The sequence below is a fragment of the Reyranella sp. genome, from assembly GCF_030651995.1.
Lineage (GTDB): Bacteria > Pseudomonadota > Alphaproteobacteria > Reyranellales > Reyranellaceae > Reyranella.
In genome coordinates, this window is sequence record NZ_JAUSBN010000085.1 from 59,826 (window position 1) to 76,085 (window position 16,260).

Annotated in this window: 15 protein-coding genes; 10 read left to right on the top strand and 5 right to left on the bottom strand. The window is 67.5% G+C overall.

The features are described from left to right. Positions 1–125 precede the first annotated feature (125 nt). The 9 genes from Q7V45_RS25930 to Q7V45_RS25970 all read left to right on the top strand — a co-directional run bounded on the left by Q7V45_RS25930 (position 126) and on the right by Q7V45_RS25970 (position 11,799). Entirely contained in the window at positions 126–1,079 is a 954-nt protein-coding gene (locus Q7V45_RS25930; RefSeq protein ID WP_304857282.1) for a complex I NDUFA9 subunit family protein, read from the top strand. A gap of 255 nt (positions 1,080–1,334) precedes the next feature. Continuing rightward, positions 1,335–2,777 (top strand): NAD(P)-dependent oxidoreductase, encoded by a 1,443-nt coding sequence (locus Q7V45_RS25935; RefSeq protein WP_304857284.1) that lies wholly within the window; start codon positions 1,335–1,337, stop codon positions 2,775–2,777. Between the two features lie 3 nt (positions 2,778–2,780). After that, positions 2,781–3,392 (top strand): glutathione S-transferase family protein, encoded by a 612-nt coding sequence (locus Q7V45_RS25940; protein ID WP_304857286.1) that lies wholly within the window; start codon positions 2,781–2,783, stop codon positions 3,390–3,392. Between the two features lie 15 nt (positions 3,393–3,407). Beyond that, complete coding sequence (locus tag Q7V45_RS25945; RefSeq protein ID WP_295134801.1) at positions 3,408–3,593, top strand: 4-oxalocrotonate tautomerase; 186 nt, start codon at positions 3,408–3,410, stop codon at positions 3,591–3,593. A 104-nt stretch (positions 3,594–3,697) separates the two neighbouring features. Continuing rightward, positions 3,698–8,245, top strand: coding sequence for a glutamate synthase large subunit (gene gltB / locus Q7V45_RS25950; RefSeq protein WP_304857289.1), 4,548 nt, complete (start codon positions 3,698–3,700; stop codon positions 8,243–8,245). Between the two features lie 457 nt (positions 8,246–8,702). Continuing rightward, positions 8,703–9,500, top strand: a complete 798-nt coding sequence (locus tag Q7V45_RS25955) for an enoyl-CoA hydratase/isomerase family protein (RefSeq protein WP_304857291.1) — start codon at positions 8,703–8,705, stop codon at positions 9,498–9,500. Between the two features lie 61 nt (positions 9,501–9,561). Then, positions 9,562–10,263, top strand: a complete 702-nt coding sequence (locus Q7V45_RS25960; RefSeq protein WP_304857293.1) for a CoA transferase subunit A — start codon at positions 9,562–9,564, stop codon at positions 10,261–10,263. 10 nt (positions 10,264–10,273) lie between these two features. After that, positions 10,274–10,933 carry a CoA transferase subunit B gene (locus Q7V45_RS25965; RefSeq protein WP_304857294.1) on the top strand — a complete coding sequence of 220 codons (660 nt, stop codon included), beginning with the start codon at positions 10,274–10,276 and terminating at the stop codon, positions 10,931–10,933. Between the two features lie 20 nt (positions 10,934–10,953). Beyond that, positions 10,954–11,799, top strand: coding sequence for a sugar phosphate isomerase/epimerase (locus tag Q7V45_RS25970; protein WP_304857296.1), 846 nt, complete (start codon positions 10,954–10,956; stop codon positions 11,797–11,799). 195 nt (positions 11,800–11,994) lie between these two features. Here the strand turns inward: Q7V45_RS25970 and Q7V45_RS25975 are convergent, their stop codons facing one another. The 5 genes from Q7V45_RS25975 to cobS all read right to left on the bottom strand — a co-directional run bounded on the left by Q7V45_RS25975 (position 11,995) and on the right by cobS (position 15,736). After that, the gene (locus Q7V45_RS25975; protein WP_304857298.1) at positions 11,995–12,681 is read right to left on the bottom strand and encodes a lipid-binding SYLF domain-containing protein; all 687 of its coding nucleotides are present in this window, start codon (positions 12,679–12,681) and stop codon (positions 11,995–11,997) included. Positions 12,682–12,776: 95 nt separating this feature from the next. Beyond that, the gene (cobU, locus tag Q7V45_RS25980) at positions 12,777–13,346 is read right to left on the bottom strand and encodes a bifunctional adenosylcobinamide kinase/adenosylcobinamide-phosphate guanylyltransferase (protein WP_304857300.1); all 570 of its coding nucleotides are present in this window, start codon (positions 13,344–13,346) and stop codon (positions 12,777–12,779) included. After that, a complete protein-coding gene (locus Q7V45_RS25985; RefSeq protein ID WP_304857302.1) occupies positions 13,346–14,200 on the bottom strand; it encodes a class I SAM-dependent methyltransferase in 855 nt (284 codons plus the stop codon). Before Q7V45_RS25985 ends, cobU begins: the two co-directional genes overlap by 1 nt. After that, complete coding sequence (locus Q7V45_RS25990; protein ID WP_304857304.1) at positions 14,197–14,868, bottom strand: histidine phosphatase family protein; 672 nt, start codon at positions 14,866–14,868, stop codon at positions 14,197–14,199. The genes Q7V45_RS25985 and Q7V45_RS25990 overlap by 4 nt, the downstream gene beginning before the upstream one ends. Positions 14,869–14,905: 37 nt before the next feature. Then, complete coding sequence (gene cobS / locus Q7V45_RS25995) at positions 14,906–15,736, bottom strand: adenosylcobinamide-GDP ribazoletransferase (RefSeq protein WP_304857306.1); 831 nt, start codon at positions 15,734–15,736, stop codon at positions 14,906–14,908. 54 nt (positions 15,737–15,790) lie between these two features. Here cobS and Q7V45_RS26000 point away from each other — a divergent pair. Further along, positions 15,791–16,260, top strand: a 470-nt coding sequence (locus Q7V45_RS26000) for a nicotinate-nucleotide--dimethylbenzimidazole phosphoribosyltransferase (protein WP_304857308.1), incomplete at its 3' end; no start/stop codon positions are given.

Below are 16,260 nucleotides of genomic sequence, written 5' to 3' on the forward strand. Positions count from 1 at the left end.
TCTAGTGCGGGCGCTGAGTTAGGGCCGGGCCGCGCCGATGTCAACCGCGCTGGACGTTCGCGCCTCGCGGCGCGGGCGCGCTTCGCCCCTTGAACCTTCACGGCATTGGGCTATAGGCAGCATCCATGAGCATCAAGCAGGTCACGGTCTTTGGCGGCAGCGGCTTCGTCGGCCGCGCCATCGTGCGGGCGCTGGCGCAGGAGGGCTACCAGGTCCGCGTGGCCTGCCGGCGCATCGAGCTCGCGGAGCGGATCAAGACCGCAGGCGATGTCGGCCAGATCACCATTCTGCGAACCAATTTGCGCATTCCCGCTTCGGTCGCGGCCGCCGTCTCCGGCAGTCAGGCCGTGATCAACGCCTCCGGCGTCGCCTTCCAGCGCGGACGGCAGCGCTACGAGACCGTTCATGTCGAGGGCGCGAGGGCGATCGCGGAGGCGGCCAAGGCCGCCGGCGTGCAGCGCCTGGTGCACATTTCAGGCATCGGCGCGGACCAGCGCAATTCGACGAACAGGTTCATCCGCTCCAAGGTCGACGCCGAGGATGCGATCGTCTCGGGCTTCGCGAACGCCACCATGCTGCGTCCGAGCGTGGTCTTCGGGCCCGAGGACGCGATGTTCAACCGCATGGCCCAGATCGCCCGCCAGGCGCCTTTCCTGCCCGTGGTCGGCGACGGCTCGGCCAAGGTCCAGCCGGTCTATGTCGGCGATGTCGGCGCGGCCGTGGTGGCCGTCCTGGAGCGGCCCGACACCGCGAAGTCCGTGTTCGAGCTGGGCGGCCCGCGCGTCTACACCTATCGCGAGATCGCCGCCCTCGTTCTGCGCGAGATCGACCGCCACAAGCGCATCGTCGGCGTTCCGGCCGGCCTGATGAAGATCATGGGCTTCTTCGCAGAATTCCTTCCCGTCCCGCCGCTGACCCACGACCAGGTCGACCTGCTGGTGACCGACAACGTCGCCCGCCCGGGCGCCCCCGGACTCGCCGAGCTCGGCATCACGCCGACCGCCGCCGAGGCCATCCTGCCGATGTATCTCGACCGCTACAGGGTCGGCGGCCGCTACAACCAGCACGCCCCCGCCTAAAGAGGCCAATAGAGGCGTCATCGAATACGTCTATGCTCGCCCGATGATATTAATCCTGTTTCGGTATCAATTTCTCCGATCTGGAATCTTCAAAAGAGCCAAGTGATTTCAAATCTCTGACTTAGACCTAAAGTAGGTCAGTACTCTTGACTATTGGCCAGGCGCATGGTTTAAGGCACACAACAACGCTGCAAATGCGCGAACGGCGCGCTTTTTGCGTAATAATATTTCACACTTTGTCCGAGGAGGCCGGGGATGGCCGAGAGGATGCTGAAGTTCGTCGGAACGCCGCAAGCCATGCCCGACAAGCGGCCGGCAGCCGAACGCCGTCGCGACTTCGACGAGATCTACGAGGGCTTCGCAAAAGAAAAGGCGGCGGAACAGGCCGCCCGCTGCTCGCAATGCGGCGTGCCCTTCTGTCAGATCCATTGTCCGCTCCACAACAACATCCCCGACTGGCTGAAGCTCACCGCCGAGGGCCGGCTCGAAGAGGCCTACGAACTCTCCTCCGCGACCAACAACTTCCCGGAGATCTGCGGGCGGATCTGCCCGCAGGACCGGCTCTGCGAAGGCAACTGCGTCATCGAGAAGGGGTTCGAAGCCGTCACGATCGGCTCGGTCGAAAAGTACATCACCGACACCGCCTGGCAGCGCGGCTGGGTGAAGCCGATCCAGCCGCGGCGCGAGCGGCCCGAGAGCGTCGGCATCGTCGGCGCCGGCCCGGCCGGCCTCGCCGCGGCCGAGCAGCTGCGCCGCAAGGGCTACCAGGTCGCGGTCTACGATCGCTACGACCGGGTCGGCGGGCTGCTGATCTACGGCATCCCCAACTTCAAGCTGGAGAAGGAGATCGTGCAGCGTCGCGAGACGCTGCTGCGCGATTCGAAGGTCACCTTCCACCTGAACTGCGAGGTCGGCCGCGATGTTTCGCTCGAGGAGCTGCGCGCGCGTCACGGCGCCGTGCTGATCGCCACCGGCGTCTACAAGGCGCGCGACATCGCCGCCCCCGGCGTCGGCCTCGCGGGCATCGCCCCGGCGCTCGACTATCTCACCGCCTCGAACCGCCAGGGCCTGGGCGACACGGTGCCGGCGTTCGACTCGGGAATGCTGAATGCCGCGGGCAAGAACGTCGTGGTGATCGGCGGCGGCGACACGGCGATGGATTGCGTGCGCACGGCCGTGCGCCAGGGCGCCCGGTCGGTGAAGTGTCTCTATCGCCGCGACCGCGCCAACATGCCGGGCTCGCAGCGCGAGGTGAAGCACGCCGAGGAGGAAGGCGTCGAGTTCGTGTGGCTCGCCGCACCGCAGGCCTTCCTCGGCAAGGAGACGGTGAGCCATGTCCGCACCGTGCGCATCCATCTCGGCATGCCCGATGCGTCGGGCCGCCAGACGCCGCAGGAGATTGCCAACAGCCATGTGAACATCGAGGCCGACCTCGTGCTGATGGCGCTGGGCTTCGATCCCGAGGACCTGCCGGCGGCGATGAGCGCGCCAGAGCTCGGCGTCACCGGCTGGAACACGCTCAAGATCGACTGGAAGAGCATGATGACCAGCCTCGACGGCGTGTTCGCCGCCGGCGACATCGTGCGGGGCGCCTCGCTGGTCGTGTGGGCGGTGCGCGACGGCCGCGATGCCGCCGAGCGCATCCACTCCCACCTGACCGCCAAGGCGCTGGCCGCCCAGCGCATCGCGGCGGAGTAGACCATGCTGAAGGTTTACGACTTCACCGGGTCGGGCAACGGCTACAAGGTCTGGCTGCTGATGTCGCAGCTCGGCGTGCCGTTCGAGCGCATCGAGTGCGACATCCTGAAGGGCGAGACGCGCACGCCCGAGTTCCTGCAGAAGAACCCGAACGGTCGCATTCCCACGCTCGAACTGGAGGACGGGTCCTTCCTCTTCGAGTCGGGCGCGATCCTCTGGTATCTCGCCGAGGGCACGCCGTTTGGGCCTTCGGACCGGCTGTCGCGTGCGAAGACGCTGCAGTGGATGTTCTTCGAGCAGTACAGCCACGAGCCCTACATCGCCGTCGCGCGCTTCTGGAAGCACTTCCTCGACAGGCTCTCGCCGCAGCAGGAAGCCAACCTGCCCGACATCATGAAGAAGGGGCATGCCGCGCTCGACGTGATGGAGAAGCATCTCGCGACCCGTACCTTCTTCGTCGACGACCGCTACGGCCTCGCCGACATCGCGCTCTATGCCTACACGCATGTCGCCGACGAGGGCGGGTTCGACCTGTCGACCTATCCCAACGTCACTGCCTGGCTGGCCCGCGTGAAGGCAGAGCCCGGCCATGTCGCGATCGATCACACGTTCTGACCAAGGGAGAAGAAGATGCCGATGATCAACGTCCAGATGTTCGAGGGCCGCACGATCGAACAGCGTCGCGCGCTGGCCAAGGAACTGACCGAAGGCACCTGCCGCGCGCTGGGCTGCACGCCCGACGCCGTGCAGATCATCCTGACCGACATCAAGAAGGAGAACTGGGCCGAGGCCGGCAAGCTGTTCTCGGATACGTAATACCTGTCATCCCGAGCGCAGCGAGGGACCCTTGTCGGGCGCCGCCCAAAGGTCCCTCGCTGCGCTCGGGATGACACCGATCTCCTGAACTGGAGTTTTTCGTCATGTCCGCCACACGTCCCTTCGATGCCGAGCAGTTCGTCCGCGACTACAAGAGCGGCACCGCCAAGCTCACCGCCGCCTATGGCTACAACCCCGCCGAGGGACTCGATTCCTGCGGCGTCGGTCTTGTCGTGGCGCTGGACGGCAAGCGACGCCGCGACGTGGTCGCGGCCGGCATCGATGCGCTGAAGGCCGTGTGGCACCGCGGCGCTGTGGACGCCGACGGCAAGACAGGTGACGGCGCGGGCCTCCACGTCGAGATCCCGCAGGACTTCTTCAAGGAATATGTCCGCGACTCGAGCGGCGAGGTCCCGCAGGCCGGGCGGCTGGCGGTCGGCATGGTGTTCCTGCCGCGCACCGATCTCGGTGCGCAGGAGCGCTGCCGCACCATCGTCGAGACCGAGATCCTGCGCTTCGGCCACACGATCCTCGGCTGGCGGCAGGTGCCGGTCGACATCTCGGTCATCGGCGCCAAGGCCAACGAGACGCGGCCCGAGATCGAGCAGATCCTGATCGGCCGCGGCGACGCCAAGCTCGACAATCGCGAGTTCGAGAAGCAGCTCTACATCCTGCGCCGGCGCATGGAGAAGGCAGCGCTCGCCGAGAACATCGCCGAGTTCTACGTCTGCTCGCTCTCCTGCCGGTCGGTCGTCTACAAGGGCATGTTCCTCGCCGAGCATCTCGGCGCCTTCTATCCCGATTTGCTCGACGAGCGCTTCGTTTCGCGCTTCGCGATCTTCCACCAGCGCTATTCGACCAACACCTTCCCGCAGTGGAAGCTGGCGCAGCCCTTCCGCGTGCTCGCCCACAACGGCGAGATCAACACCATCCTGGGCAACGTCAACTGGATGAAGAGCCACGAGGCGCGCCTCGAACACGAGCACTTCGGCCGCTTCATCGAGGACCTGAAGCCGATCGTGCAGCCCGGCGCCTCCGATTCGTCGGCGCTCGACAACGTGTTCGAGCTGCTGGTGCGCGGCCATCGCAACCTGCCGATGGTCAAGACGATGATGATTCCCGAGGCCTCGGCCACGAACCCCAACGTGCCCCCCGAGCATCGCGCCATGTACAACTACGTGAACGGCGTCATGGAGCCGTGGGACGGGCCGGCCGCCATCGCCGCCGTCGCCGGCAAGTGGGCGCTGGTCGGGCTCGACCGCAACGGGCTGCGGCCCATGCGCTACGTCATGACGTCCGACGACCTGCTGATCGCCGGTTCCGAAGCCGGCATGGTGCCGCAGGACGAGGCCAAGATCGTCGAGAAGGGCCGCCTCGGCCCCGGCGAGATGCTGGCCGTCGATATGGACCAGCCCAAGGTCTACAAGGACCGCGAGCTGAAGGACATGCTGGCCGCGACTCACGACTATGCGAGCTGGACCCAGCGCACGGTCGAGCTCGATTCGTTGATCCGGCAGGACGCGCCGGCGACCGAGCACTTCCCCGCCGACGAGCTGCGCCGCCGCCAGTTCGCGGCCGGCTGGTCGATCGAGGACCTCGAGGCGATCCTTCATCCCATGGTGGAGGACGGCAAGGAGGCCGTCGGCTCGATGGGCGACGACGCGCCGCTCGCGGTGCTGAGCGACACCTATCGCGGCATGCACCATTACTTCCGGCAGAACTTCAGCCAGGTCACGAACCCGCCGATCGACAGCTTGCGCGAGCGCAACGTGATGACGATCCGCACCCGGCTGGGCAATCTCGGCAACATCCTCGACGAGACGCCCGACCAGAGCGAGATGCTGTCGCTGCAGTCGCCGATCGTGCTCAACGCCGAGTTCGAGGCGATGCGCAAATACATGGGCGACACCGTCGCCCGCATCGACTGCACCTTCGATCCGAAGGGTGGACTCGACGCGATGCGCCAGTCCTTCGAGCGCATCTGCAAGGAGGCCGAGGACGCGGTGCGCAGCGGCTGCCTGCACATCGTGCTGACCGACGCCAACGTCGACGGGGACCGCGCCGCGCTGCCGATGATCCTGGCGGCCGGCGCCGTCCACTCCTACCTGGTACGCCAGTCGCTGCGCACCTTCACCTCGTTGAACGTGCGCTCGGGCGAATGCCTCGACGTGCACTATGTCGCCGTCATCATCGGCGTCGGCGCGACGACGGTGAACCCCTATCTCGCCGAGGAGACGATCGCGGCCCGCCATGCGCGCGGCCTGTTCGGCAAGCAGTCGCTCGGCCAGTGCCTCGCCAACTTCAAGAAGGCGCTCGACGAGGGCCTGCTCAAGGTGATGTCCAAGATGGGCATCTCGGTCCTGTCGTCGTATCGCGGCGGCTGCAACTTCGAGGCGGTCGGCCTCTCCCGCTCGCTGGTCGCGGAGTTCTTCCCCGGCATGCCCTCGCGCATCTCGGGCATCGGCCTGCGCGGCATCCAGGAGGAGATCGCCGAGCAGCATACCCGCGCCTTCGACGAGGACGTGATCGCGCTGCCGATCGGCGGCTTCTACAAGGCCCGCCGCGGCGGCGACCGCCACAATTTCGAGGGCGCCCTGATCCACATGCTGCAGGACGCGGTAAACACCGAGTCCTATGCGAAGTACCGCAAGTACAGCGAGGCCGTGCGCCGCCAGCCGCCGATCAATCTGCGCGACCTGCTCGACTTCAAGACCGACCGCACGCCCATCCCGCTCGACGACGTCGAGTCGATCACCGAGCTGCGCAAGCGGCTGGTGGCACCCGGAATCTCGCTTGGCGCGCTGGGTCCGGAGGCCCACGAGACGCTGTCGATCGCCATGAACCGCATCGGCGCCAAGTCCGATTCCGGCGAGGGCGGCGAGGATGCCGCGCGCTACCGGCCGCGGCCGAACGGCGACAACGCCTCGTCTGCCATCAAGCAGGTCGCGTCGGGCCGGTTCGGCGTCACCGCCGAGTACCTGAACAACTGCCGCGAGCTCGAGATCAAGGTGGCCCAGGGCGCCAAGCCCGGCGAGGGCGGCCAGCTTCCCGGCCTCAAGGTCACCGAGATGATCGCCAAGCTGCGTCACTCGACACCGGGCGTTACGCTGATCAGCCCGCCGCCGCATCACGACATCTACTCGATCGAGGATCTGGCGCAGCTGATCTACGACCTGAAGCAGATCAACCCCGAGGCGCGCGTGACCGTGAAGCTGGTCGCGCGCTCCGGCATCGGCACGATCGCGGCGGGCGTGGCCAAGGCCAAGGCCGACGTGATCCTGGTGTCCGGCCACAATGGCGGCACCGGCGCCTCGCCGCAGACCAGCATCAAGTATGCCGGCATCCCGTGGGAGATGGGCCTGTCGGAGACGCACCAGGTGCTGACCTTGAACCGCCTGCGCGACAAGGTGCTGCTGCGCACCGACGGCGGGATCAAGACCGGCCGCGACGTGGTCATCGCCGCCATGCTGGGCGCCGAGGAATACGGGCTGGGCACGGCGTCGCTGATCGCGATGGGCTGCATCATGGTCCGGCAGTGCCACTCCAACACCTGCCCGGTCGGCGTCTGCACGCAGGACCCCAAGCTGCGCGAGAAGTTCGAAGGTTCCCCCGAGAAGGTGGTCAACCTGTTCAGCTTCGTCGCCGAGGAGGTGCGCGAGATCCTGGCGCAACTCGGCTACAGGTCGCTGCTCGAGATCGTCGGCCGCTCCGACCTGTTGAAGCAGGTCGGCCGCGGTGCGCGCCATCTCGACGACCTCGACCTCAACCCGCTGCTGACGCGGGCCGATGGCGGCCGCGAGGCCGTGCACTGCACGGTCGAGGGCCGCAACGAGGTGCCCGACACGCTCGACGCCCAGATGCTGCGCGACGTGCAGCCGCTGTTCACGCACCGCGAGAAGATGCAGCTGCAGTACAGCGTGCGGAACACCCATCGCGCCGTCGGCACGCGGCTGTCGGCGATGATCACGCGCAAGTACGGCATGACGGGCCTGCCGCCCGACACCGTGACCGTGCGCCTGCGCGGCACCGCCGGCCAGTCGCTCGGCGCCTTCGCCGTCCAGGGCATGAAGCTCGAAGTATTCGGCGACGCCAACGACTATGTCGGCAAGGGCTTGAGCGGCGGCACCATCGTGGTGAAGCCGACCATCTCCAGCCCGCTGGTGCCCGAAGCCAACGCCATCATCGGCAACACGGTCCTGTACGGCGCGACCGCCGGCAAGCTGTTCGCCTCGGGCCGCGCCGGCGAACGCTTCGCCGTCCGTAACTCCGGCGCCGATACCGTGGTCGAAGGGCTGGGCTCGAACGGCTGCGAGTACATGACCGGCGGCACCGCGGTCATCCTGGGACCGGTCGGCGTCAATTTCGGCGCCGGCATGACCGGCGGCATGGCGTTCCTCTACGACCCGGAGGATGCGTTCAAGCTCAAGGTCAATCCCGAGACGGTGACGTGGCAGCGCATCGACCATCCGCATTGGGAGGCGGTGCTGAAGGCGCTGGTGGCCGAACATGTCGCCGAGACCAAGTCGCCGCTGGGCGCGCGCCTGCTCAACGACTGGGATCGCGAGGTCGGTCATTTCTGGCAGGTCGTGCCGAAGGAGATGCTGACGCGTCTCCCGCAGCCGCTGAGCCTCGCGCAGGAAAAGCGCGCTTAAGTGAGAGTCGAGTGCGATACATAGTCCCCCGTCGTCTCGACCGGAGCCGAGCGTAGCGAGGCGGAGTGGAGAGACCTTTTTTCCACGATTGGCCAGCTTTTGGTGGAACGAAGGTCTCTCCACTCCGCGCTGCGCGCTTCGGTCGAGACGACGGGCTCTACTGAGCTACCTCAACTCATCCGGCTCTAAGCACGCCAAGAAAAGCAATGGAGGAAACGTCGATGAGCGAAGCGCGGCCCTCGCGCGTGTCCTGGCTGTGCGTTGCGGCTTTTCGCTGGCCGAGCCGAGGTTCTCCAGGACGTCCCTGCACCGATCCTCGCGATATCCAAGCCACCACAACAGCGGGAATAGCGCCCGGGGCGGGGGAGGGCCTTTTCCTTTCAGTTGTTTCGTTTATGTCGTTTATTTCGTTTAAGCGACAGATTGCCATCGGGGTCGCGGCCTACGACAATCCGGTATGCCCCTGATCAAAATCGAACGGCGTGACGCCGTTGCCATCGTCCGTTTCAACAATCCGCCCAAGGGCTACATGAACGCCGCGATGGTCGGCGAGCTTGAGGTGGCGGTCGACGGGCTGCTGGCCGACGCCGCGGTGCGGGTGCTGGTCTTCACCGGCGCGCTGAAGGGCGTGTTCATCGAGCACTACGACGTGTCCGAACTGCTGGCGATGTCGGCGAAGCTGCGCGCCAAGGGCGCAAGCTTCTCGCTCGACCGGCCCTCGCCCGAAAGCGCCTACCACAGGATCCTCACCCGGCTCGAAGCCGCGCCCAAGCCGGTGATCGCCGCGATCAACGGCACGGCCATGGGCGGCGGCTTCGAGTTCTGCATGGCCTGCGACATCCGCCTCGCCGAGCGCGGCCCCTACTGGCTCGGCCAGCCCGAGATCAACATCGGCATCCTGGCCGGAGCCGGCGGCACGCAGCGCCTCGTGCGCCTGGTCGGCGAGGCGCGGGCGCTCGAACTGTCGCTGCTGGGCCGCACCGTGTCGCCCGACGAGGCCGCGTCGCTGGGCATGGTCCATGCCGCGGTCGACGGGCCGGTGCTGGACCACGCGCTGACGATGGCGGTCCGGCTGGCGGCGCAGTCGCCACGGGCCATGGCGCACATCAAGCGGCTGGTCCGGTCGGCGACTGAAACACCCCTGTCACAAGGCCTCGCCAATGAGCGAACCCTGTTCATGGACCTCGCCGTGAGCGACGATGGACACCGGCTGATGGGGGAATTCGTCGCGGGCAGCCGCAGCATTCGCGACTGATTGACAGGCAAGTCCGGGCCCTTCCATATGCCGAAGAACCCGGCGAGGACGGAACACAGCGATGGCGAACAAGGTCTACAAGGATGCGAAGTCGGCGCTCGAGGGCCTGCTGCGCGACGATCTGATGCTGATGTGCGGCGGCTTCGGCCTGGTCGGCATTCCCGAGAAGCTGATCGGCGCGGTGCGCGAGTCCGGCGTGAAGGGCCTCACCTGCGTCTCGAACAATGCCGGCATCGACGGCGCGGGCCTCGGCCTGCTGCTCGAGACCGGGCAGGTCAAGAAGATGATCAGCTCCTACGTGGGCGAGAACAAGACCTTCGCCAAGCTCTACCTTGAGGGCAAGCTCGAGCTCGAATTCAACCCGCAGGGCACGCTGGCCGAACGCTGCCGCGCCGGCGGCGCCGGCATCCCCGCCTTCTATACCAAGACCGGCGTCGGCACCCTGGTGGCCGAGGGCAAGGAGACCAAGGTCTTCGACGGCGAGGAATATGTGATGGAGCGCGGCCTGTTCGGCGACATCGCGCTGATCAAGGCCTGGAAGGGCGACACGTCGGGAAACCTGATCTACCGGAAGGCCGCGCGGAACTTCAATCCGATGATGGCGACCGCGGCGAAGGTCTGCGTCGCCGAGGTCGAGGAGCTGGTGCCGGTCGGCGAGCTCGATCCCGACCACATCCACACGCCCGCCGTCTTCGTGCAGCGCATCTTCTGCGGTGCGCCCTACGACAAGCAGATCGAACAGCGCACCATTCGCAAGGCTTGAGGAGAGAACGATGGCCTGGACCCGCGATCAGATGGCGGCACGCGCCGCCAAGGAACTGAAGGACGGCTTCTACGTGAACCTCGGCATCGGCATCCCGACGCTGGTGTCGAACTACGTGCCCGAGGATGTCGACATCACGCTGCAGAGCGAGAACGGCATGCTGGGCGTCGGCCCCTTCCCCTATGATAACGAAGTCGACGCCGACATCATCAATGCCGGCAAGCAGACCGTGACCGAGGTGAAGGGCACGTCCTACTTCAGCTCGGCCGACAGCTTCGCGATGATCCGCGGCGGCCATATCGACCTGTCGATCCTGGGCGCCATGGAAGTGGCGGAAAACGGCGATCTCGCCAACTGGATGATCCCGGGCAAGATGGTGAAGGGCATGGGCGGCGCCATGGACCTGGTGGCCGGCGTGAAGCGCGTGATCGTCACCATGGAGCATGTCTCCAAGGACGGCGCCTCGAAGCTGCTCCCCGAATGCACCCTGCCGCTGACCGGGCGGCGCGTGGTCGACATGGTGATCTCCGAACTCGGCGTCTTCGCCGTCGACAAGAAGGGCGATGGCGGCGTCACGCTGATCGAACTCGCCGACGGCGTCACCGTCGACGAGGTCAAGGCCAAGACGAAAGCCAAGCTCTCGATCGGCGCCGGCCTGAAAGTCGCCTAGAGCCGGCGAGGCGTCCCGACTTGGGCACGCTGACGAGAAGGACTTTCCTGCCGTTGGCTGCGGCCCTCGGCCTGTCCCGCGATGCCCTTGCGCAGCCGCGCGCGTGGTTGCCCGGATTGCAGCTCTACACCGTCCGCGACGCGCTCGCGGCCGATCCGGACGGCACGCTGCGGCGGGTCGCGCAGCTCGGCTATCTCGAGGTCGAGCCCGGCGGGATGGCGGGCATGACGGCGAGCGAATTCCAGGCGAGGCTGAAGCGTCACGGACTCGCCGTGCCGTCAGTTCATGCCGGCTACGACGGCCTGCGCGACGATCTCGACGGGGTTCTCCGGGAGGCTCGCACCTTCGGCGCGAGATTCGTCTCCTGCCCGTCGGTCGACGCTGGGGAGCGCCGCACCGCCGATGACTGGAAGAGGGTCTGCGGGACCCTGGCACGCGCCGGCCGGACGCTCCGCGGCCACGGCCTCGCACTCGCCTATCACAACCACGACTACGAGTTCGTGCCCTACGCGGGTGGCGCCACGCCATTCGACCTGCTGCTGCGGGAAACCGATCCCGAAGACGTCAGGCTGGAGCTCGATGTCTATTGGGCTGCGAAAGGCGGCCTCGACCCCGTGCGCTGTCTGCGGGACAACGCCAGCCGGGTCGCGCTCCTGCACCTGAAGGATCTCGGGCGCGACGGCGCGACCGTCGAACTTGGCGCCGGCGTGCTGGCAATGGAGCAGATCGTTCGCACCGCGCTGGCGATCGGCGCGAAGCATTTGTTCGTCGAGCAGGACGATTCAGCCGATCCGCTGCGCAGCATCGAAATCAGCCTGCGATTCCTCGAAGCACTGCCCGCCGATGTGAGGCCGCAGCGAGGCTAGAGTCTTTCCGAGTACGATCGAATCACCAACACCTACCTCATGCTGAGGAGCGCTCCCAAGGAGCGCGTCTCGAAGCATGGGCACGAGCACCACGCCTGTTGCCGATCCTTCGAGACGCGGCCTGCGGCCGCTCCTCAGGATGAGGTCGTGCGGGTCGACTTGAAGCGGAAGGACGTCAGCCGGGCTGCGTCGTGCCTACCACCGGGCGAGGAAATTGCGCAGCGGTTCGGCGCCCGGATTGGTGAAGCGCCGGTCGAGGATGACGCCCTTCGCCGTGGCGCCGCTGCCGTAATAGAGCGCGTTCCAGTCGTTGTCGGCGTCGACGTAGGAGCCCTCGATCGAGGCGCCAGCGAACAGGCCCTGCGAATTGGCGAAGGCCACGATGTCGGCGCCGCCGGCCGCGGTCGAGGCGCCCTCGAGGCCGATGCCGACCGCGACCATGGTAACGCCGGCTTCCGCCCCGAACTTGAACTTGTGATCGATGATCGCCTGCAGGCCCTTCTCGGTCCGGATGATGAACACGATCTCGGAGACCTTGCCGCCGACCTGCAGGCCGACGCTGCCCGAACCCATGAGGTAGAAGGCCGGGAAGCTCCAGTTGTTGGGCGAACTGCGGCCCAGCAGGACGCCGCGACCGCCGGCGGCGCCGAAGATGAACCCGCCCTGGACGAGTTCGGGAATGATCAGGACGCCGCGCGCATTGACCATCTGTCCGGCGGCATCGGGAAAGTCGGGACCGCCCAGGATCTTCCGGGCGGTGGCGAGGCAGGAATCGACCAGTGACTGGCGCTTGGCATCGGCGCGGGCCGGCATTGAGGTCAGGAACGGCGCGGCGAACGCGGCCGCGGTCCCGGTGAGGACGGTTCGGCGATCGAGCTTCATTTTTGCTCCGTGTGGCTGGCGACCGACGCCGAGGGAGCGCCTGGATGGTCACGAGAGCCGAACCATACCACGTTTTGCCGCCGGGTTGAGGCGCCTCAGCGCGGCCGGGCCGGCCGGTCCTTCATCACCAGCGGGAGGCCCGCCGCCATCAGGATCACCCGGTCGGCGCGCTCGGCAATACGCATATTCAGCCGGCCCATCGCGTCCCGGAAGCTTCGGCCGAGCGGCGTCTCGGGCACGATTCCGAGGCCCACTTCGTTGCTGACGAAGACCACCGGCTGGTTGTGATCATCCAGTGACTGCACCAGCTCGTCGGTCGCCTGGTCGATATCCTCGCCGGCATGCATGAGGTTGGAGAGCCAGAGGGTAAGGCAGTCGACCAGCATCGGCTGGCCCCGCGCGGCCTCCTGCTCCAGCACGTCGGCGAGCTTCAGCGGCTCCTCGATCGTGGTCCAGCCGACCCCGCGGCGGGCGCGATGGGCCATGATCCGGGTCGCCATCTCGACGTCGCCCGCCTCGGCGGTGGCGATGTAGACCGCCGGTCGTGGCGCCCCGCCGTGCAGGGTGCCCGTCACCAGGCGCTCGGCATGGGTGCTCTTGCCCGAGCGCGCGCCGCCCAGCACCAGCGTCACCGGCGGCAGCGGGAAGGTCGAGATATGTTCCATCAGCCGGGCCGGGCGCTGACCAGCCAGCAGGCGCCGGGCAGCGACACGCCTTCCGTCGTCGCGTGAGGCGCCAGCGCTTCGCCGATGGCGGCCTTCGCCCTGGCGACGGACTCGGGATCGGCGTCGGCAAAAGACCGGGCCAGCGGCCCGAAACGGCCGGCATTGGCCACCACATCGGCCACGTCCTTGCCCATCCAGATCTGAACGTCGAGCGGCTCGATCGCCAGACCGGCAAAGCCCGCACCCGTCAGGATGCGTTCGACCCTCGCGCGATCTCCGAAGGCGAACTGGCCGGGCTCTTCCGGACCGGGCCGCGGCAGCGGCGGCAGGAACGGCGCGGCCGCCTTCACCGGTGCGAGACTCCAGGGATTGTCCTGCGGCGGCCGCCAGCAGACGAAGGTGAGCCGGCCCGCCGGCTTGAGCGCACGCCGCAGGTTGGCGAAGGAAGCGACCGGATCGGCGAAGAACATGACGCCGAAGCGCGAGAAGATCAGGTCGACGGACGCCGCCTCGAACGGATGGGTGCCGGCGTCGGCCACGACGAAGGTCGCGTTGGACAGCCGTCGCGTCGCCGCCGCCTCGATCAGCACCCGGGAGATGTCGACGCCCAGCACGTGACCCTCCGGCCCGACCGAGGCCGCGAGCGCCGCCGTCGTGGTGCCGGGGCCGCAGCCGACGTCGATCGCCTTTTCACCGGGCTGCGCGTTCGCCAAGGCGAGGACGCGGCGGCCGATCTCGACCAACGAATGGTCGAGCCGGGCCTGCGCCCGGAGCCACCCCTGCCCGCCCGGCCCGTTCCAATGAGCGGCCTGTTCGGCCGCCAGCGCTACGGTCGACTTGGCGGCCGCCGTCACGCAGGCCCGCCGGCATGGGCGAGGACGATCTCGCGCGGCATGTAGTTCACGAACGCCACGCGCCAGGCATGAGCCGGATCGGCCTGCTCGAAATGCTCGATCAGCGTGATCGAGACATTGTCGATCTCGAAGCGGACCGCCGCCTCGGGATGCAGGTCGAAGGCGTGCGCCAGCGCCGCGCGGATCGTGCCGCCATGAGCCGTCGCCACGATGTTGCGGCCCTTATGCTCGGCGGTCAGCCGGTCGATGCTGCGCACCGTGCGCTCGCGCAGGTCGACGAAGCTCTCGCCGCCGTCGGGCCGGAATTCCGGCGGTCCCAGCCAGAACAGATGATTGTTGGCGTGGTTCTCGGCGATCTCGACATAGGTGAGCCCCTGCCACGAGCCGAAATGCTGCTCGGCGAGGTCGGGATCGACGTTGAGCGTGTCCATCTCCGCCCCGGCCCTGGCCAGCTGCTCGGCCGTCTTGCGCGCCCGCAGCAGGTTGGAGGCGTACCAGACCGCGCCCCTGGGCAGCAGCTTCGCCTGGTGACGGAACAGCGCCTCGTTGCTCACGTCGCAATCCATGTCCGACTGGCCGTAGCAGCGGCGTTCCGGATTGGGCACCGGCGCATGCCGCACCCACCACCACCGCGTGACCGCTCCCGTGATCTTGGCGCCTGTCGCCATGCCGTTCCTCCACTGGACCCTTTAAGCGGCCGCCTTCTTAGCTGCCGATGAAGAGGGCCGCCACCACGAGGAAGACGACCTCCGCCTTCTGCTGCACCGCGCCCAGCGTGTCGCCGGTGTAGCCGCCGAGCCGCCGGGCAACCCAGTGCGAGGTGAACCAGACCGAGGCCAGCACGGCGAGCGGCGCCAGGATGGCCACGAACAGGCCCTTGCCCAGCATCAGCAGGAAGGCCAGCCCCGCGCCGATGCCGATGGTGATCCACACGTCGTTGTCGGTCGGCTTGCCCACCGTCGCGCCCAGCCCGTCGGCATGGACCGGCGAGAAGGCCAGCAACGGATAGGCCAGCACGGCGCGCGACAGCGCGTGGGCCGAGATCAGCACGACGAGCCCGGTGGCGGCGCCGAACTGCGCCAGGCACGCGACCTTGATCAGCACCGTGAGCGCCAGCGCCAGCACGCCGAAGGTGCCGTTGCGGCTGTCGCGCATGATCTCGAGCCGGCGCGCCGGCTCCAGCCCATGCGGCCCCAGCCCGTCGGCGGTATCGGCCAGCCCGTCTTCATGCAGGGCGCGCGTCAGGATAATCGCCGCACCGACCGCCAGCACGGCCGCCAGCCAGCCCGGCCCGGCGATGCCGCGCACGATGGCGAAGACCAGCCCGGAGGCCAGCCCGATCGCCGCGCCCACGAGGGGCAGGACCGGCAGCACGTCGGCCAGCTGCCAGCGCGGCAGGCCGACATCGAGCTTCAGGCCGGTAAAGAACGTCATCTGTTCCTTGAAGGCCTGCAGCCATTCGTCGAACGACGCGGGGCGGTGTGCGCTGCCGCCGCCCCCGTAGGAAGAGGAGGAGGGCTCGTGGGGACTGGTCATGATCCCCTGAATATAGGATGGTCCGGCCCCTTCCTGAATGCCCCCGGACAAACAATGTCGGCTGCCTCCTTCGATGAAATGCGCCGGATCCTGCGCGACCTGCCGGGACCCGATCTCACCGCCCAGACCGAGGTGGTCCGCCGCCAGGCCGAACTGACCAAGCCGCCGGGCTCGCTCGGCCGGCTGGAGGAGATCGCGGAGTGGCTGGCCTGCTGGCAGGGCCGCGCCCAGCCGCGGGTCGAACGGCCGCGCATCGCGGTGTTCGCCGGCACCCATGGCGTCGCCGCGCGCGGCGTCTCGGCCTATCCGTCCGAAGTCACCCAGCAGATGGTGAAGAACTTCCAGGGCGGCGGCGGCGCCATCAACCAGCTCGCCACCATCATCGACGCCGACCTGCGCATCTACGAACTCGACCTCGACCATCCGACCGCCGACTTCACGCAAGGGCCGGCGATGGACGAGACGCGCGCCGCCAACGCCATGGCCTACGGCATGATGGCGGCCGAGCCCGGCATCGACGTTCT